This window comes from Streptomyces fumanus, assembly GCF_014655295.1.
Classification (GTDB): Bacteria; Actinomycetota; Actinomycetes; order Streptomycetales; family Streptomycetaceae; genus Streptomyces; species Streptomyces fumanus.
Genome location: NZ_BNBI01000013.1, coordinates 179,745 through 202,198, shown reverse-complemented (window position 1 = coordinate 202,198; position 22,454 = coordinate 179,745). Strand labels below are relative to the sequence as shown.

The following is a 22,454-nucleotide window of genomic DNA, read 5'->3' as shown; positions in this document are numbered from 1 at the left end:
CCTGACGCACCCTTACCTGTTTGTGGGTAAATGCGACTAATCATGCTGTTGGACCACATCGGGGTGAACGGATGATCACACGCAGTCGGCAGGCGGCCCTGGCCCTGACCGTCGTCCTCGCCGCGGGCGCCGCCTGCCAGGCCCGCGGCGAGGAGCCGCCGCCCGGCCGCCCGGCCCCCTCCCGCACCGCGACCGGCGCCTTCACCCTGGTCGCCTCCGGCGATGTGCTCCCGCACGCCTCCATCATCGAACGGGCCCGCTTCGACGGCGGCGGCGCCGGCCACGACTTCCGCCCCATGCTGGCCGGCGCCGCCCCCGTCGTCGCCCGCGCCGACCTCGCCCTGTGCCACATGGAGACCGTCTACGGCGCCGACGGCGACTACTCCGGCTACCCCCTGTTCAAGTCCCCGCCCGAGGTCGCCGCCGGCCTCGCCGCCACCGGCTACGACGGCTGCTCCACCGCCTCCAACCACAGCCTCGACGACGGCACCGACGGCATCCGCCGCACCCTGGACGCCCTGGACCGGGCCGGCCTGCGGCACGCCGGAACCGCGCGCACCGAGGAGGAGGCCCGCACCGTCACCGTGCTGCGCGCCCAGGGCGCCCGGGTCGCCCACCTCGCCTACACCTACGGCGTCAACTCCGCCGACCCGCCCGAGGACCGGCCGTGGGCGGTGAACATCACCGACGAGCCGCGCGTCCTCGCCGACGCCCGGGCCGCCCGCGCGGCCGGCGCCGACGTGGTCGTGGTCTCCCTGCACTGGGGCACCGAGTGGCAGGACGCCCCCGACGAACAGCAGACCGCCCTGGCCGCCTCCCTCACCGCCGCCCGCACCGCCGGCCGCCCCGACATCGACCTGATCATCGGCACCCACGCCCATGTCCCGCAGGCGTACGAGAAGGTCAACGGCACCTGGGTGGTCTACGGGATGGGCGACCAGATCGCCAGCGAGATGATCAACGACCAGGGGCTGCGCGACCCGCGCGGCAACCAGTCCACGCTGGGCCGCTTCACCTTCTCCCCGCCCGCCCGGCCCGGCGGACGCTGGCAGGTCACCCGGGCCGAGTTCGTCCCGCACCTCTTCGACGTCGACGCCGGCCGGGTGGTGAACCTCAACCGCGCGATCGCCGCCGGCGCCGACCTGCGCGCCGTGCGCGACCGCATCCGGGACGTGGTCCTCGCCCGCGGCGCCGCCCAGGACGGCCTGCTGATGGGGCAGTAGCGCACGGGCGCCCCCGGACCCGCCCTACGGCACCACCGTGACCGGCCAGCGCCCCGTCTTCACCAGCCGCACCGCCACCGACCCGACGAGCCGGTGCCCGGCCTGCTCCGAGGCGCCCACCACCACGGCGTCCGCCGTCAGCTCATCGGCCGCCCGCACCAGCCCGTTGTAGGGGTCCCCGCGGAAGGTGTGGAACTCCCAGCGCACCTCGAATATCCCCTTGGCCCGCTCGGCCGCCTCCCGGATCTGCGCCACCAGCTCCTCGGCGATCTCGTCGGTGGTCTCCGCCACCGGCGCCCCCAGCGCCGCCCCCGCCGCCATCACCGGCTGCACGTACACCAGGGCCAGCAGCGCCCCCTGCCGCCGGGCCAGACCGCCCGCGTAGGCCGCGGCGCGCAGCGAGGAGGCGGAGCCGTCCACGCCGACCACGATCACCTTCGGCCCGTCGGTGCCGCGTTCGAACTGAGAGGAGTGCTGCTGTTCCGTCACGTCAGGGAGGCTATCGGAACGCCTGCGGGCCGCCGCCCCCGGACCGCCGGGACCCCGCTGCTGGGCCGGGCGGGTGTAATCGTGCCGCCGCCCCGGTGCCGTACTGGTGGGTCGGGCCGCCACCGGGCGACTGATGAGTCATGACGAAGGATCAGTTGCTCACGCGGCGCCGCGCCCTGCTCGCCGGCGCCGCCGCCGTGGGGGCGGCCGGCACCGCCGTCGCGCTGGGGACGGTCCCGGCACGCGAGCCGGTCCGGCCCCCCGCCCCCGGCCCCCGGCCGCACCGCGCCGTCCAGCCCTCCGCCTACCGGCTCCGGCCCCTGACCGGATACGGCCCCCCGGGCGCCGCGCCCGCCCGCACCCCGGTACGCCGCGAGCCGCTGCTGCACGTCCCCGCACCCGGCCGCACCATGGTGCTGACCTTCGACGACGGACCCGACCCCCGCTACACCCCCGGCATCCTCGACACCCTCGCCCGCTACGACGTCCGCGCCATGTTCTTCGTGTGCGGGGAGATGGCCGAGAACAACCGGGACCTGCTGGCCCGGATGGCCGACGAGGGGCACGTGGTCGGCAACCACACCTGGTCCCACCCCCTGCTCACCCGCCTCGGCCGGCGCCGCATCCGCCGCGAGATGGAACGCACCAGCGAGATCGTCGACCGCGCCTACGGGGAGCCGCCCCGCTGGTTCCGGGCGCCGTACGGGGCGTGGAACCGGGCCGCGTTCCAGCTCGGCGCCGAACTCGGCATGGAGCCGCTCGCCTGGACCGTCGACACCCTGGACTGGACCGAGCCGGGCACCCGGACCATCGTCGACCGGGTCGAGGACGGCGCCGCCCCCGGCGTCGTGGTGCTCTCGCACGACGCCGGGGGCGACCGTTCGCAGAGCGTGCGCGCCCTGCGCTCCTATCTGCCCGGGCTGCTGGACTCCGGCTACCACCTCACCGTGCCCCGGCGGGGACCTGCGTGAGCCGCTCGCGGGCCGCCCGGCCGGGGGCTGCGCTCAGCGGACCCCGGTCAGGCGGGCGAAGGCGACGACGTTCCCCGCGTAGCCGTTCTGCTTGGAGAATCCGCCGCCGCAGGTGATGACCCGCAGTTCGGGGGCGCCCTTCGAGCCGTACACCCGGTCGCCGGGGAAGTCGTCCTTGGCGAAGACCTCGACGCCGTACACCTCGAACACCGCGGTCTTCCCGTCCTCGCGGGCGACCTCGACGCTGTTGCCCTTCTTGAGTGCCCCGAGGCCGTAGAAGACGGCCGGGCCCTGCTTGTTGTCGACGTGCCCGACCACGACCGCGGTGCCCTTCTCCCCGGGCGACACCGCGCCGCTGAACCAGCCCGCCAGGTTCGGGTCCTCCGGCGGCGGCGCCCCCACCCAGCCGTCCGCGTCCAGACCGACCGGCATCACCGGCGCGTCCACCTGGATCGCCTCGATCCGCACCCGGGCCGGCACCGCGTACGGCAGCGGCCGGACGGCCTCGACGACCGGGCCGGTCCCGGCCCGCCGGGTGTCCGAGGCGGCGGCCGAGGCCGGCTGGGGCGGGCCCACGTCGAATTCCCCCGAGCCGTTGCGGATGAGCGCCAGGCCGGTCAGCAGAACCAGCGCTATGACGCCCCAGGGAGCGCGCTTCCCGCGCCGCTCCTCCTCTTCGGCCAGCTCGGACGCAGACATTCGCCATCCCCTCTCGACAGGGCCGTCGCCCTGTCGTTCGCGCCTACGCAGCACGCTAAGTGCCGCGTGGCCGACCGGCGACGGGGCGGATGCGAACGGGTGGCCCCGCCCGCCGGGTGCGCCATCCGAGGCGCGCTTGCCGCAACCTTTCCGACCGACCGTGACCTGCGGCGATATCGGCTCCCGGGCGCCGCCGCGGGACACGCGCTCACCAGGACGGACCAGCGCCGACATGCGGCCCCCGCCACCGCAACTGAGGGTCTTTCCAGGGAGGCGCTTTCTCGCCGATCCACCGGGGACGGGACCCGGGGCGTCTTCCGCGGAGGATCACATGCGTATCTCTCGTGCCCTGGCGGCCGCAGGCGCCGCCGTCGCTGTCCTCGGGCCGGCCGCCCCCACCGCCGCCGCCTGGGACACGCCGAGCAACATCGTCGCCCTGCCCAGCGTGATCGCCCGGGGCGGCCAGTTGACCGTCACGGTCGACGGCTGCCCGCACGGCGGCACGATGACCTCACGGGCCTTCCCCACGACCCCGCTGACACCGGTCCGGGGCGCCAACGAGACCTCCAAGGGCATCGCCACCATCAACAGCAACGCCCGCCCCGGCTCGTACGACATCACCGTCAACTGCTCGGGCCGCACGCTGACCCGCCCGGCCGCCTTCACCGTCATCGGCGGGGTGCACGGCGGCATCGGCGGCAGCAGCTCCAGCGGCGCCACGCCGACCGACATCGCGATCGGCGGCGGGCTGGTGGCGGCGGCGGTCGCGGGCGGCGGCCTGTTCTGGATGCGCCGCCGGGCCGAACGACGCGCCTGACCGCGGTCCCGGGCCGGGCGCCCGCCGCGGGACCGCACGCCGACAGGGCTTCGCCCCGGACCCCTCAACGGGACCCGGGGCGAAGCCCTGTGCGGGTACGTGCGTCAGGCGCCGTCCTCGCCGCCGCGCCGCCGCGAGAGGTGGTACGCCGCTCCCAGCGCCCCGGCGATCAGCACCGCGCCGAGCCCGATCCTCCCGGGGTCGAGGTCCGCGAACGTGCCGCCCTCACCGGCGTGCACGCCCTTCCGCGGATGCTCCGGGTGCTCCGGCTGCTGCGGGTGTTCGGGTTGCTGCGGGTGCCCGGGGGGCGGGGGCCGGTGGTGGCCCGGGTGGCTGGGCGCGGGGACCGAGGGGCTGGGGGGCGGAGTCGGCGAGTGGCCCGCGATGGTCAGACTCGTGGTGCCGCTGGCGCCGTCACAGGTGAACGACACCTGGTAGACGCCCCCCGGTTCGACGTCCGGGTCGACCACCGCCTTCGCCGTCGACCGCCCGCGCGGGATGGTGACCGTGTCGAAGACCGGTGCGGAGACCGTCGCCGGGCCCTTGCAGGTCCCGTCGGCGCGGTCCACCCGCAAGGTGACCTCGCCGCCCGGCGGCACGGTGGCCGGCACGACACGGAAACCGAACGGCGTGATGTCGCCCTGGCCGACCGCGCCGGCGGCGGGCACGCAGGACGTGAGGGCGCAGGCGCCCAGCAGTGCGGCCGCGGCGACGGGTATCGCGCGCATGCGCATGGTGGAACCTCCGGGTCCCGAGGAGCAGCGGCGGACCTGTTCCGCTCATGCCGGACATGCACCTCGCTGCCCGAAACGCTAGGAAGGCGCGCCGGGCGGCGCGATCGCAGTCGCGCGAATGGGGCAAGGCGGTGGGCCGGTCAGGGGACGGCACCGGCGTGCCGCCCCCTGGCGGGCTCACCCCTTGACGCCCGGGAAGAGGCTGAGGAACGGGTCCGTCGACGCCGACAGGCCCCTGCTGTACGGCGCGTCGAAGTCCCAGATCAGGAAGAGCATGAAGGCGATCAGCGCGGAGAACACCCCGGCGAGCACCAGCTCCCGCGGCGTGCGCCGGATCTGCAGGGCGAAGACCATGCCGATGGTGACGACGGCCCCGATGATCAGCCCGAACCACACCACGCCCGGCATGGTGGCCCCCGTCGAGTCCGCCCGGTTCAGGCGCGCCTGGTCGGCGGCGGTCACCTGGTCCACCAGCGGCTGGTACGCCTGGGCCTCGAAGTCGTCGGCGGGCCGGTAGTCGGTGACGTCGACGCGGATGCGCTCGAAGAGTTCGGTGCCGCGCTCGGTGACCTCGCCCTTCTCGGACATCGCCTTCCACTCGGTGGTGACGACGTGTCCGACATAGGCATTGACATCGTCCCGAATCCGGTCACGGACCTCGGGCGGGTAGACCCGGACCCGCTCGGTGATCTCGTGCAGCGCGACCGCCTCCGTCTGCACGTGGTCCTGGGCGGCGCTGCGGGCCTCCCAGACCCCGGCGATCGCCAGGCCCAGCACGATGGCGTAGATGACGCCGATCCACATCGTCATGTACTCGATGACGTCCGGGGTCTCCGTGGTGTCCTCGTCCTCAGCGGCCCGGCGGTGGCGGACGAGGGTGATGACGACCACGACGGCACAGGCGGCCAGCATCGCGAGGGTGAGAACAAGCCATTCCGGCAAGGGGTGCCTCCAGGGATCAGCGGGGACGCAGCGCGACGACGGCGACCAGCGCGGGGACCGTGATGAGCAGGACGAAGACCAGCGGCGAGGTCGCGCCCTGCGGGGCACGTGAACGGGGCTGGGCGGCGCGGTGGCGCGGGTAGTGCACCGGCGTCACGGACGGCCGGGGCGTGGGACTTGCCGTCGTCGGCTCCGGTGCCGGGGTCCGGGACGGGGGCGTCGGGGTCGGGGTCGGCGTGGCGGTCTCCGACGGGGCGGGCGGCCGGGCCGCCGGTGGCTCGGACGTGGGCCGGGCGGGCGGCGTCGACGCGGGGGGCGTCGGGGTCGGGGTGGGCGTCGGTGTGGGTGTCGGCGTCGGGGTAGGCGTGGGCGTCGGAGTGGGTGTCGGCGTTGGCGTCGGCGTCGGAGTGGGTGTGGGGCTGGGTGGCGGCGGGGTCGGCTTCGGCGGGGGCGGCTTGGGACACGGCGGTGGCGGCGGAGGCGGCGGGCAGGGCGGCCAGGTCGGCCAGGTGCCGCTCCCGGCGACCGCCGTGGCGCTGATGCCGCCCGGGCCGGCCGACACGTACGCGCAGGCGTCCGCCTCCGCGAGGCCGGCCGGTGCGCCGGCGAACGCGAACACCAGCGTCACCAGCGCCAACGCCCGTCCGGCAGAGGCGGATCGGGTCGATTCGGGTCCATGCACGAGCAGAGCATGAAGCCTGCCGGGCCGGACCGTGCCCCCGTCGCCGCCGATTACTCCGAAGGAGGGACAGCGGGCTACCGGCGTCCCCGAACTCCCGTACACTTCCGCGCCGGACGGTCGCCGGACGGGCCTCGCACGGGCGCCGGACGGGCCCCGCACGGGCACCGGGAGCACGGCCCGGGAAATCCCCCGTCCCGTTGAACACAACCCTCACCCGCGTCCGTACCCCATGCCGTGCGGCGGCCCGACGGAGCGCCGCGATACCCGTCCCAGGCAGGGGAGTCGACGATGAAGACCTCGTGGCGGAACGCCTCACTCGTGGCGAGCGCCGCGGCGGTGCTGGTGCTGACGACGGCGTGCGGTCAGGACAGCGGCACCACCGGCAGCGGCAGCCAGAACGTGGGCGCCACGGCCGCGCCCGGCGACGCCGGCGCGATCGGCGCCGGCGCGGGCAAGGGCCTGGGCGCCGACGCCCGGCAGTCGGCGAGCGCGCCCGCTCCCGCGGGCAAGCTGTCCGTGTCCACCGACCCGAAGATCGGCGAGCTGGTCACCGACGGCGCCGGCCGCACCCTCTACCGGTTCGACGCGGACACCGCCGACCCCTCCGAGGCGACCTGCGAGGCCGACTGCGCCACCGCCTGGCCACCGGTCGCCGCGGACGACGCCCTCGCCGGCGAGGGCATCGACGAGAAGCTGCTCGGCGAGGTCACCCGCGCCGACGGCACCAGGCAACTGACCATCGGCGGCTGGCCGGCGTACCGCTACGCCAAGGACACCCGGGCCGGCGACGTCAAGGGCCAGGGCGTCGGCGGCAAGTGGTACGCGCTGGCCGCCGACGGCAAGAAGGCGGGCGCCGAGCGGCCCGGCCTGGCCACCCGGAACGACCCCGAACTCGGCGAGATCGTCGTCGACCGCGACGGCATGACCGTCTACCGCTTCCTGAAGGACACGGCCTGGCCGAAACCCGTCTCCGCCTGCACCGGCGACTGCCTGGACAAGTGGCCGGTCGTGGCCCCGGTGCGGGCCGACGACACCAAGGGAATCGAGAAGAAGGGCCTGATGAGCTTCACCCGGCCCGACGGCACCGCCCAGCAGACCATCGACTGCTGGCCGGTCTACACCTTCGCCGGCGACAAGCAGCCCGGCGACACCAACGGTCAGGGCGTCGGCGGCACCTGGTACGCCGTCGCGCCCGACGGGAAGCCGGTCGGCGCGCCGAAGAAGAAGTAGCCCTCCCCGGGCCCGCCCCGGCGCACCGGCCCCCGGGCCGTTCCCTCCGCCTCCGGACGGAGGGAGCGGCCCCTTTTCCGTGTTCCCCCGTGTTTCCGGAGTTTCCGGAGCTTCCCGTGTTTCCGGAGTTTCCCGTGCTTTTCGTGCGGCACGTGCCGCGGGCAGTGACCGGGAACGGATGGTCAATTTCCGGTTCGGCTCGCCCTGTTGGCGGACGATCAGTAGCCTCTGCTCGAACACCGGATCGCCTTCAGCCTTGGAGAGCCAGATGGAGCGTCCCGCCTGGGCCCCGCGGAACATCGACATCACGGTGCCCAGCGTGTCCCGGATCTACGACTTCTACCTGGGCGGCTCGCACAACTTCGAGGTCGACCGGGAAGCCGCCCGCAGGGCCATGGAGTTCGTGCCGGGGCTGCCGAGGATCGCGCGGGCGAACCGGGCGTTCCTGCGCCGCGCCGTGCGCTTCGCCGCCGCCGAGGGCATCGACCAGTTCCTGGACATCGGCTCCGGCATCCCCACCTTCGGCAACGTCCACGAGGTCGCGGGGGCCGCCCGGCCCGGGGCCCGCGTGGTCTACGTCGACCACGACCCGGTCGCGGTCGCGCACAGCCAGTCGGTGCTGGCGGGCGACGAGAACACCGACGTGGTCGCCGCCGACCTGCTCAAGCCCCGCGAGATCCTCGCCGCGCCCCAGGTGGAGCGGCTGATCGACCTGAATCGGCCGGTGGCCCTGCTCCTCGTTGCCATACTGCACTTCGTGGAAGATGCGGACGACCCGTACGGGGCGGTGGCCGAGCTGAGCGGCGCGCTCGCGCCCGGCAGCCTCCTCGTCCTCACCCATGCCTCGTACGAGGGAATGCCGCTGCCGCCCGAGCGGGCCGGGCGCGCGGTCGACGTGTACCAGGACATCCGCAATCCGCTGATCATGCGCTCGCGCGAGGAGATCGCGCGGTTCTTCGAGGGGTACGACATGGTGGAACCCGGGCTGGTGCCGATGCCGCGCTGGCGGCCCGAGGCGGCGCCGGAGGACGAGGACCCGTACGCGTTCTCGGGTTACGCGGGCGTGGGGCGTACGGCGTGACGGCGGTACCGGACGGACCGGAGGACAGACTCCGCCGGTTCGCGACGATCTGGAGCCGGGCGGTGTTCCCGGTCACCACGACCGCGGCGACCAGACCCGAGTTCGAGGCCGAACTGCTGCCGCTGGCCAGGCGGTTGAGCGAGGTGCTGCGGGCCCGCGCGTTCGACGCCGAGGAGGCCAAGGCGCTCGGCGCCGCCCTGGTCGACGCGCACTGCACCGACCCCGAGGCGCTCAGCCGGACCCTGGACTGCGTCGACGCCTACCTGGTCCTGTACTGCGGGCAGGACGGCGACCAGGAGGCGCTGCGGGCCCGCTCGGCCCGGATGCAGCACGCCATGGCGGCCGGGTTCGCCGCCGCGCTGCGGGCCCGGACCCTGGCCGAGCAGGAGGCCATCGCGCAGGCCGCGCTCCGGGCGCAGGGCGTGGTCGCCGAGGCGCTGCACGCCTCCGAGGCCCGCTTCCGCGCCGTCTTCGAGGGTGCCGCCATAGGCATCGGCATCGCCGGCCTGGACGGCACCGTTCTCCAGGTCAACCAGGCGCTGACCCGCATGTTCGGCCTCACCGACCAGGCGCTGCGCGGCCGCAACGTCCTGGAGTGGACCCACCCCGACGACGCCCCGCAGACCTGGCGGCTCTACGAGGAACTCGTGCGCGGCGAGCGCGAGCACTACCACCTGGAGAAGGCGTTCTACCGGCCCGACGGCACCGTGCTGTGGACCAACCTCACCGTCTCCCTGCTGCGGGACGCCGACGGCAGCCCGCAGTACCAGCTCGCCCTGATGGAGGACACCACCGAGCGGCGGCTGCTCAACCTGCGGCTGCGCTACGAGGCCACCCACGACGCGCTCACCGGCCTGCCCAACCGGAGCTTCTTCTTCGAACGCCTGGAGAAGGCCCTGAACGCCGGGGAGGGCCGCCGCTTCGGCCTGTGCTACCTCGACCTCGACGGCTTCAAGACCGTCAACGACAGCCTGGGCCACGCGGCCGGCGACCGGCTGCTCGTCGAGGTCGCCGACCGGCTCCAGTCCTGCGCCACCGCGCCCGGCGAGATGGTGGCCCGGCTCGGCGGCGACGAGTTCGTGGCGCTGACCACCGGCCCGGACACCGGGCACGAGGTGGACGAACTGGCCGGCCGCATCATGAACGCCCTGCTCGCCCCGATCAGCATCGACGGCCGGGAGCTGACCGTGCGCGGCAGCATCGGCGTGGTCGAGGGCCCGGCGGGGGAGCGCAGCGCGGCGGAGGTGCTGCGCAGCGCCGACATCACCATGTACCGGGCGAAGTCGGCGGGCGGCAACCGCTACGAACTGGCCGACCCGGAGGCCGACGCCCGGGTCATCACCCGGCACGGCCTGACCACCGCGCTGCCGGCGGCACTGGAGCGCGGCGAGTTCTTCATCGAGTACCAGCCGCTGGTCCACCTCGGCGACGGCGGGGTGCGCGGCGCCGAGGCGCTGGTGCGCTGGCTGCACCCGCAGCACGGGGTCCTCGGCCCGGACCGGTTCATCCCGCTCGCCGAGCACACCGGCCTGATCGTGCCGCTGGGCCGCTGGGTGCTGGAGCAGTCGGTACGCCAGGCCCGCGCCTGGCGGGAGCGGTACGGCGACGGCGACGGCGGCGCCGCGGACCCGCTGCGCATCAACGTCAACCTCTCGCCGTGCCAGCTCACCCACCCGGGTCTGGTCCAGGACACCGTCGAGATCCTGGAGCGGACCGGCGTGGCGCCCGACGCGCTCTGCCTGGAGGTGACCGAGTCGGCGCTGATCGGCGCGGACGACGGCCTGCTCAAGCCGCTGCGGCAACTGGCCGAGATGGGCGTCGACATCGCCCTGGACGACTTCGGCACCGGCTACTCCAACCTGGCCAACCTGCGCCGGCTGCCGGTGAGCGTCCTGAAGCTGGACCGCTCCTTCACCCAGAGCATGCAGCGGTTCCCCGCCGACCCCGTCGACCTCAAGATCGTCGAGGGGATCGTCTCCCTCGCCCACAGCCTCGACCTCTCGGTCACCGTCGAGGGCGTGGAGACCGGCGCCCAGGCCGACCAGCTCCGCGTCCTGGGCTGCGACACGGCCCAGGGCTGGTACTACGCCCGCCCGGGTCCTCCGGAACACCTCCACGACCTCGCGCTGGCGGACGCGACGGGGTGACTGACGCCCCCAAGGGGCGCGGGGAACTGCGCGACCAGCCACGACGAAACCCGCACGTCCGACGTCGGCTGCGGGCCCGTCTCGGCCGGTCGCGCAGTTCCCCGCGCCCCTTACCGGCGTCACCGCACCCGGCGCCGGAAGGGTCACCGTTCCAGCAGCATCCGCTGCAGCTCCCGTGCCGCCCGAGGCGGAGCCACATCGCTGCGGTGGGCCAGGGCGATGGTCCGGTGCAGGCCCGGGCGGGCCAGCGGCGTGACCCGCAGCCCCCGCCCCGAGCGGGCCGCGACCATGCGCGGGACCACCGCGACGCCCAGCCCCGCCCGGACGAAGCCGAGCACCGCGTCCATCTCGCCGCCCTCCACCGCGAAGGCCGGCTCGAAGCCCTCCGCGCGGCACGCGGCGACGGTCAGTTCCCGCAGGTCGTACCCGTGCCGGAACATCACCAGCCGTTCGCCCTCCAGGTCGGCGATCCGGACCGTCCGCCGCCCCCCGCCGGGCCGCGGCTCCTCCGGTGAGGAGACCACCACCAGGTCCTCCCGCAGCAGCGTCACCGTGGTCAGCGCCGGTGACGGCGTCGGCAGCGGCAGCACCACCAGCGCGAGGTCGAGCGCGCCCCGGGCCAGCTCCCGTACCAGGTCGTGGCTGCCGCCCTCCTCGATCAGCAGCCGGATCCCCGGGTACCGGTCGTGGAAGGCGCGCAGCACGTCCGGCAGCAGCCCGGTGCACAGGCTCGGCGTGGCGCCCAGGCGCACCCGGCCGCTGCGCAACTGCGCCAGTTCCTGCACCTCGTGCCGCGCGGTCTCCGCGTCGGCGAGGATGCGCCGGGCCAGCGGCAGCAGCGCCTCCCCGGCGTCGGTCAGCGTGATGTTGCCGCGGGCCCGCTGGAACAGGTCCGCGCCCAGCTCCCGCTCCAGCGCCTTGATCTGCTGGGACAGCGACGGCTGGGCGACATGGACCAGGTCGGCGGCCCGGGTGAAGTGCCGGGTCTCGGCGACGGCGACGAAGTACTGGAGCTGCTGGAACTGCATGCGCCCAGCATAGGCATCGCCTATCGAAACGAGCCGTACCATGTCTTGGACCGATGGGGCTCGGGGGCCCTAACGTCCTGTGCCATGGCTCTGGCAACGCGGACGGACCGACGGCCGTCCATGGCACGCACCGTGTGGGACTCGACCGTCGGCAAGAAGACCGTGATGGCGGTCAGCGGGCTCGTGATGCTGCTGTACCTGATCGCCCACATGATCGGGAACCTGAAGATCTTCTTCGGCACCGAGGAGTTCAACCACTACGCCCACTGGCTGCGCACGGTCGGTGAGCCGTTCATGCACTACGAGTGGACGCTGTGGCTGATCCGCGTCGTGCTCGTCGTCGCCGTCGTCGCGCACGCCACCGCCGCCTACCAGCTCAGCCGCCGCGACCTCAGGGCCCGGCCCAGCAGGTACGTGCACAAGAAGCCGCGGGCGAGCTACGCGACGCGCACCATGCGCTGGGGCGGGGTCATCCTCGGCCTGTTCATCGTCTGGCACCTCCTCGACCTGACCACCGGCACCGTGCACTCCGGCGGCTTCGAGTCGGGCAAGCCCTACCAGAACGTCGTGGACACCTTCTCCACCTGGTACGGCAACGCCGTCTACATCGTCGCGATGCTCGCCCTCGGCCTGCACATCCGGCACGGCTTCTGGAGCGCCGCCCAGACCCTGGGGGCCGGCAGCCGGAGCCGGGACCGCGCCCTGAAGGCCGTCGCGAACGTCCTCGCGTTGCTGCTCACGGCCGGCTTCATCGCCGTACCCGTGGGCGTCATGACCGGAGTGGTGAGCTGACCATGACCTTCTACGCCGACTACACGACCGGGGAGCCGGTCGCCGACACCAAGGCCCCCGCGGGTCCCGTCCACGAGCGCTGGGACAAGCGCCGGTTCGAGGCCAAGCTGGTCAACCCGGCCAACCGGCGCAAGCACACCGTGATCGTGGTGGGCACCGGCCTGGCGGGCGGCTCGGCCGGCGCGACCCTCGCCGAGCAGGGCTACCACGTCATCCAGTTCTGCTACCAGGACTCCCCGCGCCGCGCCCACTCCATCGCCGCGCAAGGCGGCATCAACGCGGCGAAGAACTACCGCAACGACGGCGACTCCGTCCACCGCCTGTTCTACGACACCGTCAAGGGCGGCGACTTCCGCGCCCGGGAGTCCAACGTCCACCGGCTCGCGCAGATCAGCGTGGAGATCATCGACCAGTGCGTGGCGCAGGGCGTGCCCTTCGCCCGCGAGTACGGCGGCCTGCTCGACACCCGCTCCTTCGGCGGCGTCCAGGTCTCCCGCACCTTCTACGCCCGCGGCCAGACCGGTCAGCAGCTCCTGCTCGGCGCCTACCAGGCGCTCAGCCGGCAGATCGCGGCCGGCAACGTCGAGCTGCACGCCCGCACCGAGATGCTGGACCTGATCGTCATCGACGGACGGGCCCGGGGCATCGTCGCCCGGGACCTGATCACCGGGAAGATCGACACCTACTTCGCGGACGCCGTGGTGCTGGCCAGCGGCGGCTACGGCAACATCTTCTACCTGTCGACCAACGCCATGAACTCCAACGCGACCGCCGTCTGGCGGGCGCACCGGCGCGGCGCCTACTTCGCCAACCCCTGCTTCACCCAGATCCACCCCACCTGCATCCCGCGCACCGGCGACCACCAGTCCAAGCTGACCCTGATGAGCGAGTCGCTGCGCAACGACGGCCGGATCTGGGTGCCCAAGGCCAAGGGCGACACCCGCCCGCCGCACCAGATCCCCGAGGACGAGCGCGACTACTACCTGGAGCGCATCTACCCGTCCTTCGGCAACCTCGTCCCCCGCGACATCGCCTCCCGCGCCGCGAAGAACGTCTGCGACGAGGGCCGGGGAGTGGGCCCCGGCGGCCAGGGCGTCTACCTGGACTTCGCGGACGCCATCCGGCGGATGGGCCGCAAGGCCGTCGAGGCGAAGTACGGCAACCTCTTCGACATGTACCAGCGGATCACCGACGAGGATCCGTACGAGGTGCCGATGCGGATCTACCCGGCCGTGCACTACACGATGGGCGGGCTGTGGGTCGACTACGACCTCCAGACCACCGTCCCCGGCCTGTTCGCGATCGGCGAGGCCAACTTCTCCGACCACGGCGCCAACCGGCTCGGCGCCTCCGCGCTGATGCAGGGCCTGGCCGACGGCTACTTCGTGCTGCCGGCCACCATCAACGACTACCTCGCCCGCAACCCCCGCACGGACACCGTCGACGCTGGCCACCCGGTGGTGCAGGAGGTGCTCGCCGAGACCGAGGACCGGCTCAACCTGCTGCTCTCCGTGGACGGCGACCGCACCCCGGACTCCTTCCACCGCGAGCTGGGCGAGCTGATGTGGGAGTACTGCGGCATGGCCCGTACCGAGACCGGACTGCGCAAGGCGCTGGAGCGGATCCCGCAGATCCGCGAGGAGTTCTGGCGCCGGATCAAGGTGCCGGGCACCGGCGAGGAGTTCAACCAGTCGCTGGAGAAGGCCAACCGCATCGTCGACTACCTGGAGCTGGCGGAGCTGATGTGCCTCGACGCGCTGCACCGCTCGGAGTCCTGCGGCGGTCACTTCCGCGAGGAGTCCCAGACCCCCGACGGCGAGGCCGCCCGCAAGGACGACACGTTCTCCTACGCCGCCGCCTGGGAGTTCACCGGTACGGGCACCGCCCCCGTGCTGCACAAGGAAGACCTGGTCTTCGAGTACGTCCACCCCACTCAGCGGAGCTACGCATGAAGCTCACCCTGCGCGTCTGGCGCCAGAAGAACGCCGACGCCGAAGGCGCCATGTCCACGTACGAGGTGGACGGGATCTCACCGGACATGTCGTTCCTGGAGATGCTCGACACCCTCAACGAGGAGCTGATCCTCAAGGGCGAGGACCCGGTCGCCTTCGACCACGACTGCCGCGAGGGCATCTGCGGCGCGTGCTCGCTCGTCATCAACGGTGACGCGCACGGGCCGGAGCGGACCACGACCTGCCAGTTGCACATGCGGTCCTTCCGGGACGGCGACACCATCGACATCGAGCCGTGGCGCGCGGCGGCCTTCCCGGTGGTGAAGGACCTGGTCGTGGACCGGTCCGCGTTCGACCGGATCATCCAGGCCGGCGGGTACATCACCGCGCCCACCGGCGCGGCGCCGGAGGCCCACGCGACGCCGGTGCCGAAGCCGGACGCGGACTTCGCCTTCGAGCACGCGGAGTGCATCGGGTGCGGGGCGTGCGTCGCGGCGTGCCCCAACGGGGCGGCGATGCTGTTCACCTCCGCGAAGGTGAACCACCTCAACGTGCTGCCGCAGGGGGCGCCCGAGCGGGAGACGCGGGTGCTGGACATGGTGGCGCAGATGGACGCGGAAGGGTTCGGGGGGTGCACGCTCGCGGGTGAGTGCGCGACGGCTTGTCCCAAGGGGATTCCGCTGATGTCCATCACGAACATGAACAAGGAGTGGCTGCGGGCGACCCGGAAGGCCGGGAAGCGGTAAGTCCTGTCACGGGGGTGCGGGTGCGTCGTGGCTTGTCGCGCAGTTCCCCGCGCCCCTTTGGGTGAGGCCGGGAAGCGGTGTGCGTCGTCGCCGGGTGCGGGTGCGTCGTGGCTGGTCGCGCAGTTCCCCGCGCCCCTTTCGGGGCGCTTCAGTGAACGTTCGCCGGAAAGGTGCGGACGGGCGGGGTCGGGAGTGGTGCTCCTTCCGGCCCCGTCTCGCATGCCGGGATCCGGGGGTTCAGCGGACGCACATCCGTACTCCCGGCGGCGGTCATGTGCAGGACAGCCGGGCTCGGGAGAACTGGGGCGGACCCGGCTACCGACCAGGAGAGCAGCCATGACCGGTGCACTGACCGTCGACCGTCCCCCGCAGCCCGCCACCCGTTACACCGTCTCCCTCGCCCGCGACGAGGACGAGGTCCGCGCCGCGCAGCGCCTGCGGTACGAGGTCTTCGCGGGGGAACTGGGCGCCCTGCTGACCGGACCGCAGCCGGGGCTCGACGCCGACGCCTTCGACGCGTACTGCGACCACCTCCTGGTCCGTGAGGAGGGCACCGGGCAGGTCGTCGGCACCTACCGGCTGCTGCCGCCGGAGCGGGCCGCGGTCGCCGGGAGGCTGTACTCGGAGGGCGAGTTCGACCTGAGCGCGCTGGACCCGATCCGGCCGGAGCTGGTCGAGGTCGGCCGGTCCTGTGTGCACCCCGACCACCGCGACGGCGCCGTCATCGGCCTGATCTGGGCCGGCATCGCCCGCTACCTGGCCGACCGGGGCCACGCCTGGCTCGCGGGGTGCTGCTCGGTCCCGCTCGCCGACGGCGGGGCCCTCGCCGCCGCCACCTGGGACCGGGTCCGGGAACGGCACCTCGCCCCGCCCGAGTACCGGGTACGGCCGCTGCTGCCCTGGGTGCCCCGCCCCGCCACGCCCGCCGCCGGTACCGAGCTGCCCGCCCTGCTGCGCGGCTACCTCCGGCTCGGCGCCTGGGTCTGCGGGGCGCCCGCGCACGACCCCGACTTCGGCGTCGCCGACCTGTACGTGCTGCTGCCGATGAGCCGGATCCACCCGCGCTACCTGCGGCACTTCCTCTCCCTCGTACCCGCCGCGCGGTGAGCGCCTGGCTGCCCACCGCGCCCTGCACCCCCCGGGCGTGCGTGGAGCCGGCCCGGACCCGGGCGGCCGTGCCGCGGGCCGTGCTGCGGCTCACCGCCGTCGCCGTCCTGCTGCTGGCCGGGATCGCGCTGGTGCCGGCCGGCCACCGCCTCCCGGCGGCGCTGGTGCGCGCGTGGTGCCGGTGGATCGTCCGGGCCGCCGGGGTCCGGGTGCGGATCACCGGGCGGGCCGCGCCCGCCGGGGGACTGCTGCTCGTCGCCAACCACGTCTCCTGGCTGGACGTGCCGCTGCTCGCCGCCGTCCGCCCGGCCCGGATGGTCGCCAAGGCCGAGATCCGCCGCTGGCCGGTCGCGGGGGCGGTCGCCGCGAAGGCTGGGGTGCTCTTCCTCGAACGGGACCGGCTGCGCGCCCTGCCCGGCGCCGTCGCCCGGATCGCGGGGGCGCTGCGCGAGGGCGCCGCGGTCGCCGTCTTCCCCGAGGGCAGCACCTGGTGCGGGCGGGCCCGGGGGCCGTTCCGGCGGGCGGTGTTCCAGGCCGCGCTGGACGCGGGCGTGCCGGTGCAGCCGGTGCGCATCCGCTACCTGGCCGGCGGGCGGACGGTGAGCACGGCACCCGCGTTCGTCGGTGAGGACACGCTGCTGGCCTCGGTGTGGCGGGTGGCCTCGACGCGCGGTCTGGTGGCCGAGGCGCAGGTGCGGCCGGTGCTCGCGCCGGGCGGCCTCCCCGACCGGCGGGCGCTGGCCCGGGCCGCCGAACCGGGGGACGCGGTGCCGCCGGCCGGCGGCCGGAAGACGACGGCGCATACGAAAAATATGTGCGCTTTGTAGCGCAGGTTCCGTTTTCTCCGTTTTGATGCGGAAAACCGGAGGAGTGTCACTCCGGAAGGAGGGTGAGGCCAGATGATCACCCGTGAACAGATCAGGAACCTCTTGGACCATCCCGTCTACGACGGTGACGGCAACAAGATCGGTGAGGCCAGTCATGTCTTCTTCGACGACGTGACCGGACGTCCCGAGTGGGTCAGCGTCAAGACCGGCATGTTCGGTTCCAAGGAGTGCTTCGTGCCCATCCGGGACGCCTCCCTGGTCGAGGACCACCTCGAGGTCCCGTACCGCAAGGACCAGATCAAGGACGCCCCCAGTGTCGACGTCGACGCCGGCGGACACCTGTCGGCGACCGAGGAGCACCGCCTCTACGACTACTACGGCATCAACTGGGACAACGTCCTGACCGATGCCGAGACGCCGGGCGACCGTTCCACGGACACGGGCACCGGCACGACCGCAGCGGCGGGCACGGCGGGTACCGCGGGCATGGCCGGGGCGCCCGGCAGCGGCCGGAGGGCCGGCATGACCGGCATGGGCGCCGCCGGCGAGCGGGGCGGCACGGACCGCGCGGGAATGCGCGGCGACGACGCCATGACCGTCTCCGAGGAGCGGCTGCGCGTCGGCGTCGAGCGGCACGAGAGCGGCCGGGCCCGGCTGCGCAAGTACGTCGTCACCGAGGAGGTCGAGCAGACCGTCCCGGTCCGGCACGAGGAGGTACGCGTCGAGCGCGAGCCGATCACCGAGGCCAACCGCGGGGACGCGCTGGCCGGCCCGGAGATCAGCGAGGCCGAGCACGAGGTCACCCTGCACGAGGAACGTGCCGTGGTGGAGACCGAGACGGTCCCGGTGGAGCGGGTGCGCCTGACCACCGAGGAGCACGTCGAGAACGAGACCGTCCGCGGTCAGGTCCGCAAGGAACGCATCGAGACCGAGGGGGTCGAGGACGACACCGGCCGCACCGGCCGCTGGCCTCACAAGTGAACAGCGGGCGAGGCCGCCGCGCCGCCGCTCAGCGGCGCGGCGCCCGCCCGAGGGCCTCGGCGAGATACGGCGCGGTGGCGCTGCCCGCCGCCCGCGCCACCTGACCGGGCGGGCCCGCGGCCACGATCCGCCCGCCCGCGTCACCCCCGCCCGGACCCAGGTCGATCACCCAGTCCGCGCCCGCCGCCACCGCCATGTCGTGCTCGACCACGACGACCGTGTGCCCGGCGTCGACCAGCCCGTGCAACTGCCGGGTCAGCACCTCCACGTCGGCCGGGTGCAGCCCGGTCGTCGGCTCGTCCAGGAGGTAGAGCGTGTGGCCCCGGCGGCCCCGCTGGAGTTCGCTCGCCAGCTTGATGCGCTGGGCCTCCCCGCCGGACAGCTCGGTCGCGGGCTGCCCCAGCTTGAGATAGCCGAGGCCCACGTCGAGCAGCGCGCGCAGGCTGCGGACCGCCGCCGGGACGTCCGCGAAGAACTCCGCCGCGCCCTCCACGGTCAGGTCCAGCACCTCGGCGATGTTCCGCCCCCGGTAGGTCACCTGGAGGGTCCCGGGGTTGTAGCGGGCCCCGGCGCAGTCCGGGCAGGGCGCGTAGGTGCTGGGCAGGAACAGCAGCTCCACGCTGACGAACCCCTCGCCCTGGCAGGTCTCGCAGCGCCCCCCGGCCACGTTGAACGAGAACCGGCCCGCCCCGTACCCGCGCTGCCGCGCCCCTTCGGTGCCCGCGAACACCTTGCGCACGACGTCGAACAGACCGGTGTAGGTGGCCAGGTTGGAGCGCGGGGTGCGGCCGATCGGCCGCTGGTCGACGGAGACCAGCCTGGGCACGCCGGGCAGCTCCTCGGTGATCTCGCCGACCAGCGTGGACTTGCCGGAACCGGAGACCCCGGTCACCGCGGTGAGGACGCCGAGCGGGAACTCGGCGGTCACCCCGCGCAGGTTGTGCCGGGTGACCGGGCCCACCGTCAGCGTGCCGCGCGGTTCCCGTACCGCCCCGGCCGGTGCGGCGGACCGCCCGGACAGGTAGCGGGCGGTCGCCGACCCCGCCACCCCGGCCAGCTCCGCGGGCGGCCCGCTGTGCAGCACCCGCCCGCCGTGCTCGCCCGCCCCCGGGCCGACGTCCACGACCCAGTCGGCGGCGCGCACCACGCCGAGGTGGTGCTCCACCACGAACACCGAGTTGCCGGCCGCCTTCAGCCGCTCCAGCACGGTCAGCAGGGCCTCGGTGTCCGCCGGGTGCAGCCCCGCGGACGGCTCGTCCAGGACGTAGACGACACCGAACAGGCCCGAGCGGAGCTGGGTCGCCAGCCGCAGCCGCTGCAGTTCGCCGGCCGACAGGGTGGGGGTGGCCCGGTCCAGGCTGAGGTAGCCCAGGCCCAGCTCGACCACGGGCGCGATCCGGGCGAGCAGGTCCTCGGTGAGCACCCGGGCCGTGCCGCCCTCCCTCGGCAGGCACGCGGCGAGGTCGGTGAGCGGCAGCGCGGCCAGCTCGGCGACGGTCCGGCCGCCGACCGTCACCGCCAGCGCCTCCGGGCGCAGCCTGCCGCCGCCGCAGGCCGGGCAGGGCTCGCTGGTCAGGAAGCGCTCGGCCTTCGCCCGCAGCGCCGGGCTCTTGGAATCGGCGAAGGTCTTCAGCACGTACCGCCGGGCGCTCAGGTACGTGCCCTGGTACGGCCGCTGGATGCGTCCGGCCTCCCGCACGGGGTGCACGGTGACCACCGGCTGCTCGTCGGTGAACAGGATCCACTCCCGCTCCTCGGCGGGCAGCTCCCGCCAGGGCCGGTCCACGTCGTGGCCGAGGGCGTCCAGCACGTCCCGCAGGTTCTTGCCCTGCCAGGCGCCGGGCCAGGCGGCGATCGCGCCCTCCCGGATCGACAGCGACGGGTCCGGGACCAGCAGCTCCTCGGTGGTCCGGTGCACCCGGCCCAGCCCGTGGCACTGAGGGCACGCCCCGGCCGCCGTGTTGGGCGAGAACGCGTCCGAGTCCAGGCGCTCGGCGCCGGGCGGGTAGTCACCGGCCCGGGAGAACAGCATCCGCAGCGAGTTGGAGAGGTTCGTCACCGTGCCCACCGAGGAGCGGGAGGTCGGGGCGGCGCGGCGCTGCTGCAGCGAGACCGCGGGCGGCAGCCCGGTGATCTCCCCGACCTTCGGCGCCCCCACCTGGTGGATCAGCCGCCGGGCGTACGGCGCCACCGACTCGAAGTACCGGCGCTGCGCCTCCGCGTACACCGTCCCGAACGCCAGCGACGACTTCCCCGAGCCCGACACCCCGGTGAACACGGCGATCACGTCCCGGGGGATGTCGACGTCCACGCCCTTGAGGTTGTGCTCGCGGGCGCCGCGGACACGGACGTACGGGTCGTGGGGGTGGTGCATGGCGGGCTCCGTACGGGACTGCTGCGGACGGTGGGACAAAACCCCGTGATCCTACGCGCCGGCGTCCGCGACGATCCGGGCGAGCCGCCGGTAGGAGTCGACCAGTGCCTCCCGGTCGTAGGTGCTGGTGGTGACCAGGACCTCCTGGGCGCCGGTCTCCTTCAGCAGGGTCTCCAGCGCGTCGGCGACCTGCTCCTCGGTGCCGGCCAGGTGGCCGGTGAGGCCGGACTCGTACAGGCCGCGCTCCTTGGCGGTCATCGCGCGGGCCTCGACCCGTTCGGCGGGCGGCAGCGGCGGGAAGGTGCCGTGGGTGCGGGAGTGGGCCATGGACCAGGCTTCCGGGACCAGCAGCCGCCGGGCCGCCTCGGGGGTGCCGGCCACGGCGACGGTGCCGGAGATGACGACGTACGGCTCGGCGGCCCAGGGGGAGGGGCGGAAGCCGTCGCGGTAGCGGTCGATGCCCCGGCGCATCCGGTCCCGGTCGCGCAGGTCGCCGATGACCATCGGCAGTCCGGCGCGGGCGGCGACGGCCGCGCCCTCGCCCATGGCCAGCACGAACGGCGGGACCCGCAGCCCCTCGGCGGGCCGGGCACGCACTCCGGTGGGGGAGGTGCCGGTGAACCAGCCGAGCAGCTCCGCGAGCTGCTCCTCGAAGCGGTCGGCGTCGTCCTTGTCCCGGCCGAGCGCCTTGCGCACCCCGTCGGTGAAGCCCACCGAGCGACCCAGTCCCATGTCGATCCGCCCCGGGAAGAGCGACTCCAGCACCCCGAACTGCTCGGCGACCACCAGCGGCCGGTGGTTGGGCAGCATCACCCCGCCGGTGCCGACCCGGATGGTCCGGGTGGCGCCCGCGACGGCGGCGGCCAGCACGGTGGGCGCCGACCCGGCCACCCCGGGCACGCCGTGGTGCTCCGAGACCCAGAACCGGTGGAACCCCAGCCGCTCCGCCTCCCGCGCCAGCTCCACGGTGTCCCGCAGCGCCTCCCCGGGCGGACGCCCCTCCCGGGTGCGCGAACGGTCGAGGACGGAGAAACGGGTACCTGCGATCAACGAGCTCACGACCGTGTCAACGCCCGGCGGGCCGGGACATTCCCGCCCCCGGCCGCCGCCCGGCCTAGGCTGGGCGGCGTGAGCGTGCGCGAGAGCAGTGAGCGTCCCCTGGCCGTGTTCGATCTGGACAACACCCTCGCGGACACCGCGCACCGGCAGCGCTTCCTGGAGCGCCGCCCGCGCGACTGGGACGCCTTTTTCGCCGCCGCGCCGCACGACCCGCCGCTGCCCGAGGGCGTGGCGCTGGCCCGGCGCAGCGCCGAGGAGTGCGAGATCGTCTATCTGACCGGCCGCCCGGAGCGCTGCCGCCGCGACACCCTCGACTGGCTGGCCGCGCACGGGCTCCCCGAGGGGCGACTGCACATGCGGCGCGACCGGGACCGCCGGCCCGCCCGGCACACCAAGCTGGAGATCCTGCGCGGGCTGGCCCGCACCCGCGAGGTCCGCGTCCTGGTGGACGACGACGAACTGGTCTGCGCGGACGCCGAACGGGCCGGGTTCACCGTCCTGCGGGCGCGGTGGGCGGACCGGTCGGCGGAGCTGAGGGACGCGCAGGAGCGCGAGGGCCGCACCTGACGCCGG

At 73.9% G+C, this 22,454-nt stretch carries 21 protein-coding genes; 13 read left to right on the top strand and 8 right to left on the bottom strand.

The annotated features are described in order from the left end of the window. Window positions 1–71: 71 nt before the first annotated feature. Window positions 72–1,223: a CapA family protein gene (locus IE316_RS27730; protein ID WP_190207237.1), complete on the top strand. Its 1,152-nt coding sequence runs from the start codon at window positions 72–74 to the stop codon at window positions 1,221–1,223. Window positions 1,224–1,247: 24 nt separating this feature from the next. Here IE316_RS27730 and IE316_RS27725 read toward each other — a convergent pair whose 3' ends face one another. Further along, window positions 1,248–1,712 carry a universal stress protein gene (locus IE316_RS27725; RefSeq protein ID WP_190207236.1) on the bottom strand — a complete coding sequence of 155 codons (465 nt, stop codon included), beginning with the start codon at window positions 1,710–1,712 and terminating at the stop codon, window positions 1,248–1,250. A gap of 140 nt (window positions 1,713–1,852) precedes the next feature. Here IE316_RS27725 and IE316_RS27720 point away from each other — a divergent pair, with 140 nt between their 5' ends. Next, complete coding sequence (locus IE316_RS27720) at window positions 1,853–2,683, top strand: polysaccharide deacetylase family protein (protein WP_190207235.1); 831 nt, start codon at window positions 1,853–1,855, stop codon at window positions 2,681–2,683. A gap of 33 nt (window positions 2,684–2,716) precedes the next feature. On the opposite strand, the gene IE316_RS27715 is transcribed toward IE316_RS27720, so the two are convergent. Further along, window positions 2,717–3,382: a class F sortase gene (locus tag IE316_RS27715; protein WP_190207234.1), complete on the bottom strand. Its 666-nt coding sequence runs from the start codon at window positions 3,380–3,382 to the stop codon at window positions 2,717–2,719. A 331-nt stretch (window positions 3,383–3,713) separates the two neighbouring features. Between IE316_RS27715 and IE316_RS27710 the strand changes: the two genes are divergently transcribed. Then, on the top strand, window positions 3,714–4,199 hold the full coding sequence (locus IE316_RS27710; protein WP_190207233.1) for a hypothetical protein: 486 nt from the start codon (window positions 3,714–3,716) through the stop codon (window positions 4,197–4,199). A 104-nt stretch (window positions 4,200–4,303) separates the two neighbouring features. Here IE316_RS27710 and IE316_RS27705 read toward each other — a convergent pair whose 3' ends face one another. The 3 genes from IE316_RS27705 to IE316_RS36020 form a co-directional block, all read right to left on the bottom strand. Beyond that, on the bottom strand, window positions 4,304–4,927 hold the full coding sequence (locus IE316_RS27705; protein WP_190207232.1) for a hypothetical protein: 624 nt from the start codon (window positions 4,925–4,927) through the stop codon (window positions 4,304–4,306). A gap of 183 nt (window positions 4,928–5,110) precedes the next feature. Then, complete coding sequence (locus IE316_RS27700; RefSeq protein ID WP_190207231.1) at window positions 5,111–5,875, bottom strand: bestrophin-like domain; 765 nt, start codon at window positions 5,873–5,875, stop codon at window positions 5,111–5,113. Window positions 5,876–5,891: 16 nt separating this feature from the next. Further along, window positions 5,892–6,023 (bottom strand): hypothetical protein, encoded by a 132-nt coding sequence (locus tag IE316_RS36020; protein WP_268257654.1) that lies wholly within the window; start codon window positions 6,021–6,023, stop codon window positions 5,892–5,894. Between the two features lie 822 nt (window positions 6,024–6,845). Here IE316_RS36020 and IE316_RS27695 point away from each other — a divergent pair. The 3 genes from IE316_RS27695 (at window position 6,846) to IE316_RS27685 (ending at window position 11,015) form a co-directional block, all read left to right on the top strand. Next, window positions 6,846–7,787 carry an SCO0930 family lipoprotein gene (locus IE316_RS27695; RefSeq protein WP_190207230.1) on the top strand — a complete coding sequence of 314 codons (942 nt, stop codon included), beginning with the start codon at window positions 6,846–6,848 and terminating at the stop codon, window positions 7,785–7,787. 268 nt (window positions 7,788–8,055) lie between these two features. Beyond that, window positions 8,056–8,868, top strand: coding sequence for an SAM-dependent methyltransferase (locus tag IE316_RS27690; protein ID WP_190207229.1), 813 nt, complete (start codon window positions 8,056–8,058; stop codon window positions 8,866–8,868). Next, window positions 8,865–11,015 carry a putative bifunctional diguanylate cyclase/phosphodiesterase gene (locus IE316_RS27685; protein ID WP_190207228.1) on the top strand — a complete coding sequence of 717 codons (2,151 nt, stop codon included), beginning with the start codon at window positions 8,865–8,867 and terminating at the stop codon, window positions 11,013–11,015. Before IE316_RS27690 ends, IE316_RS27685 begins: the two co-directional genes overlap by 4 nt. Before the next feature lie 143 nt (window positions 11,016–11,158). Here the strand turns inward: IE316_RS27685 and IE316_RS27680 are convergent, their stop codons facing one another. After that, window positions 11,159–12,043: a LysR family transcriptional regulator gene (locus IE316_RS27680; protein WP_190207227.1), complete on the bottom strand. Its 885-nt coding sequence runs from the start codon at window positions 12,041–12,043 to the stop codon at window positions 11,159–11,161. Between the two features lie 120 nt (window positions 12,044–12,163). Between IE316_RS27680 and IE316_RS27675 the strand changes: the two genes are divergently transcribed. From IE316_RS27675 to IE316_RS27650, 6 genes are all read left to right on the top strand, one after another. After that, on the top strand, window positions 12,164–12,835 hold the full coding sequence (locus IE316_RS27675; protein WP_190207226.1) for a succinate dehydrogenase: 672 nt from the start codon (window positions 12,164–12,166) through the stop codon (window positions 12,833–12,835). A gap of 2 nt (window positions 12,836–12,837) precedes the next feature. Next, on the top strand, window positions 12,838–14,787 hold the full coding sequence (locus tag IE316_RS27670) for a fumarate reductase/succinate dehydrogenase flavoprotein subunit (protein ID WP_190207225.1): 1,950 nt from the start codon (window positions 12,838–12,840) through the stop codon (window positions 14,785–14,787). Next, on the top strand, window positions 14,784–15,533 hold the full coding sequence (locus IE316_RS27665; RefSeq protein WP_190207224.1) for a succinate dehydrogenase/fumarate reductase iron-sulfur subunit: 750 nt from the start codon (window positions 14,784–14,786) through the stop codon (window positions 15,531–15,533). The genes IE316_RS27670 and IE316_RS27665 overlap by 4 nt, the downstream gene beginning before the upstream one ends. A gap of 336 nt (window positions 15,534–15,869) precedes the next feature. Continuing rightward, a complete protein-coding gene (locus tag IE316_RS27660; RefSeq protein ID WP_190207223.1) occupies window positions 15,870–16,640 on the top strand; it encodes a GNAT family N-acetyltransferase in 771 nt (256 codons plus the stop codon). Continuing rightward, entirely contained in the window at window positions 16,637–17,467 is an 831-nt protein-coding gene (locus IE316_RS27655) for a lysophospholipid acyltransferase family protein (protein ID WP_190207222.1), read from the top strand. Before IE316_RS27660 ends, IE316_RS27655 begins: the two co-directional genes overlap by 4 nt. Before the next feature lie 72 nt (window positions 17,468–17,539). After that, on the top strand, window positions 17,540–18,448 hold the full coding sequence (locus tag IE316_RS27650; RefSeq protein ID WP_190207221.1) for a DUF2382 domain-containing protein: 909 nt from the start codon (window positions 17,540–17,542) through the stop codon (window positions 18,446–18,448). A gap of 28 nt (window positions 18,449–18,476) precedes the next feature. On the opposite strand, the gene IE316_RS27645 is transcribed toward IE316_RS27650, so the two are convergent. Together IE316_RS27645 and IE316_RS27640 are read right to left on the bottom strand one after the other, a co-directional pair. Further along, window positions 18,477–20,822: an ATP-binding cassette domain-containing protein gene (locus IE316_RS27645; protein WP_190207220.1), complete on the bottom strand. Its 2,346-nt coding sequence runs from the start codon at window positions 20,820–20,822 to the stop codon at window positions 18,477–18,479. Window positions 20,823–20,873: 51 nt separating this feature from the next. Then, entirely contained in the window at window positions 20,874–21,881 is a 1,008-nt protein-coding gene (locus IE316_RS27640) for an LLM class flavin-dependent oxidoreductase (protein ID WP_190207219.1), read from the bottom strand. Window positions 21,882–21,956: 75 nt separating this feature from the next. Here IE316_RS27640 and IE316_RS27635 point away from each other — a divergent pair, with 75 nt between their 5' ends. After that, window positions 21,957–22,448 carry a phosphatase domain-containing protein gene (locus IE316_RS27635; RefSeq protein WP_190207275.1) on the top strand — a complete coding sequence of 164 codons (492 nt, stop codon included), beginning with the start codon at window positions 21,957–21,959 and terminating at the stop codon, window positions 22,446–22,448. Window positions 22,449–22,454 lie beyond the last annotated feature (6 nt).

Excerpts from the sequence above, each read along its gene's own strand:
- IE316_RS27675 (WP_190207226.1), top strand. The coding sequence starts at position 12,164 with ATGGCACGCACCGTGTGGGACTCGACCGTCGGCAAGAAGACCGTGATG.
- IE316_RS27660 (WP_190207223.1), top strand. The coding sequence starts at position 15,870 with ATGACCGGTGCACTGACCGTCGACCGTCCCCCGCAGCCCGCCACCCGT.
- IE316_RS27715 (WP_190207234.1), bottom strand. The coding sequence starts at position 3,382 with ATGTCTGCGTCCGAGCTGGCCGAAGAGGAGGAGCGGCGCGGGAAGCGC.
- IE316_RS27670 (WP_190207225.1), top strand. The coding sequence starts at position 12,838 with ATGACCTTCTACGCCGACTACACGACCGGGGAGCCGGTCGCCGACACC.
- IE316_RS27690 (WP_190207229.1), top strand. The coding sequence starts at position 8,056 with ATGGAGCGTCCCGCCTGGGCCCCGCGGAACATCGACATCACGGTGCCC.
- IE316_RS27705 (WP_190207232.1), bottom strand. The coding sequence starts at position 4,927 with ATGCGCGCGATACCCGTCGCCGCGGCCGCACTGCTGGGCGCCTGCGCC.
- IE316_RS27695 (WP_190207230.1), top strand. The coding sequence starts at position 6,846 with ATGAAGACCTCGTGGCGGAACGCCTCACTCGTGGCGAGCGCCGCGGCG.
- IE316_RS27720 (WP_190207235.1), top strand. The coding sequence starts at position 1,853 with ATGACGAAGGATCAGTTGCTCACGCGGCGCCGCGCCCTGCTCGCCGGC.
- IE316_RS27665 (WP_190207224.1), top strand. The coding sequence starts at position 14,784 with ATGAAGCTCACCCTGCGCGTCTGGCGCCAGAAGAACGCCGACGCCGAA.
- IE316_RS27730 (WP_190207237.1), top strand. The coding sequence starts at position 72 with ATGATCACACGCAGTCGGCAGGCGGCCCTGGCCCTGACCGTCGTCCTC.
- IE316_RS27680 (WP_190207227.1), bottom strand. The coding sequence starts at position 12,043 with ATGCAGTTCCAGCAGCTCCAGTACTTCGTCGCCGTCGCCGAGACCCGG.
- IE316_RS27650 (WP_190207221.1), top strand. The coding sequence starts at position 17,540 with ATGATCACCCGTGAACAGATCAGGAACCTCTTGGACCATCCCGTCTAC.
- IE316_RS27710 (WP_190207233.1), top strand. The coding sequence starts at position 3,714 with ATGCGTATCTCTCGTGCCCTGGCGGCCGCAGGCGCCGCCGTCGCTGTC.
- IE316_RS27645 (WP_190207220.1), bottom strand. The coding sequence starts at position 20,822 with ATGCACCACCCCCACGACCCGTACGTCCGTGTCCGCGGCGCCCGCGAG.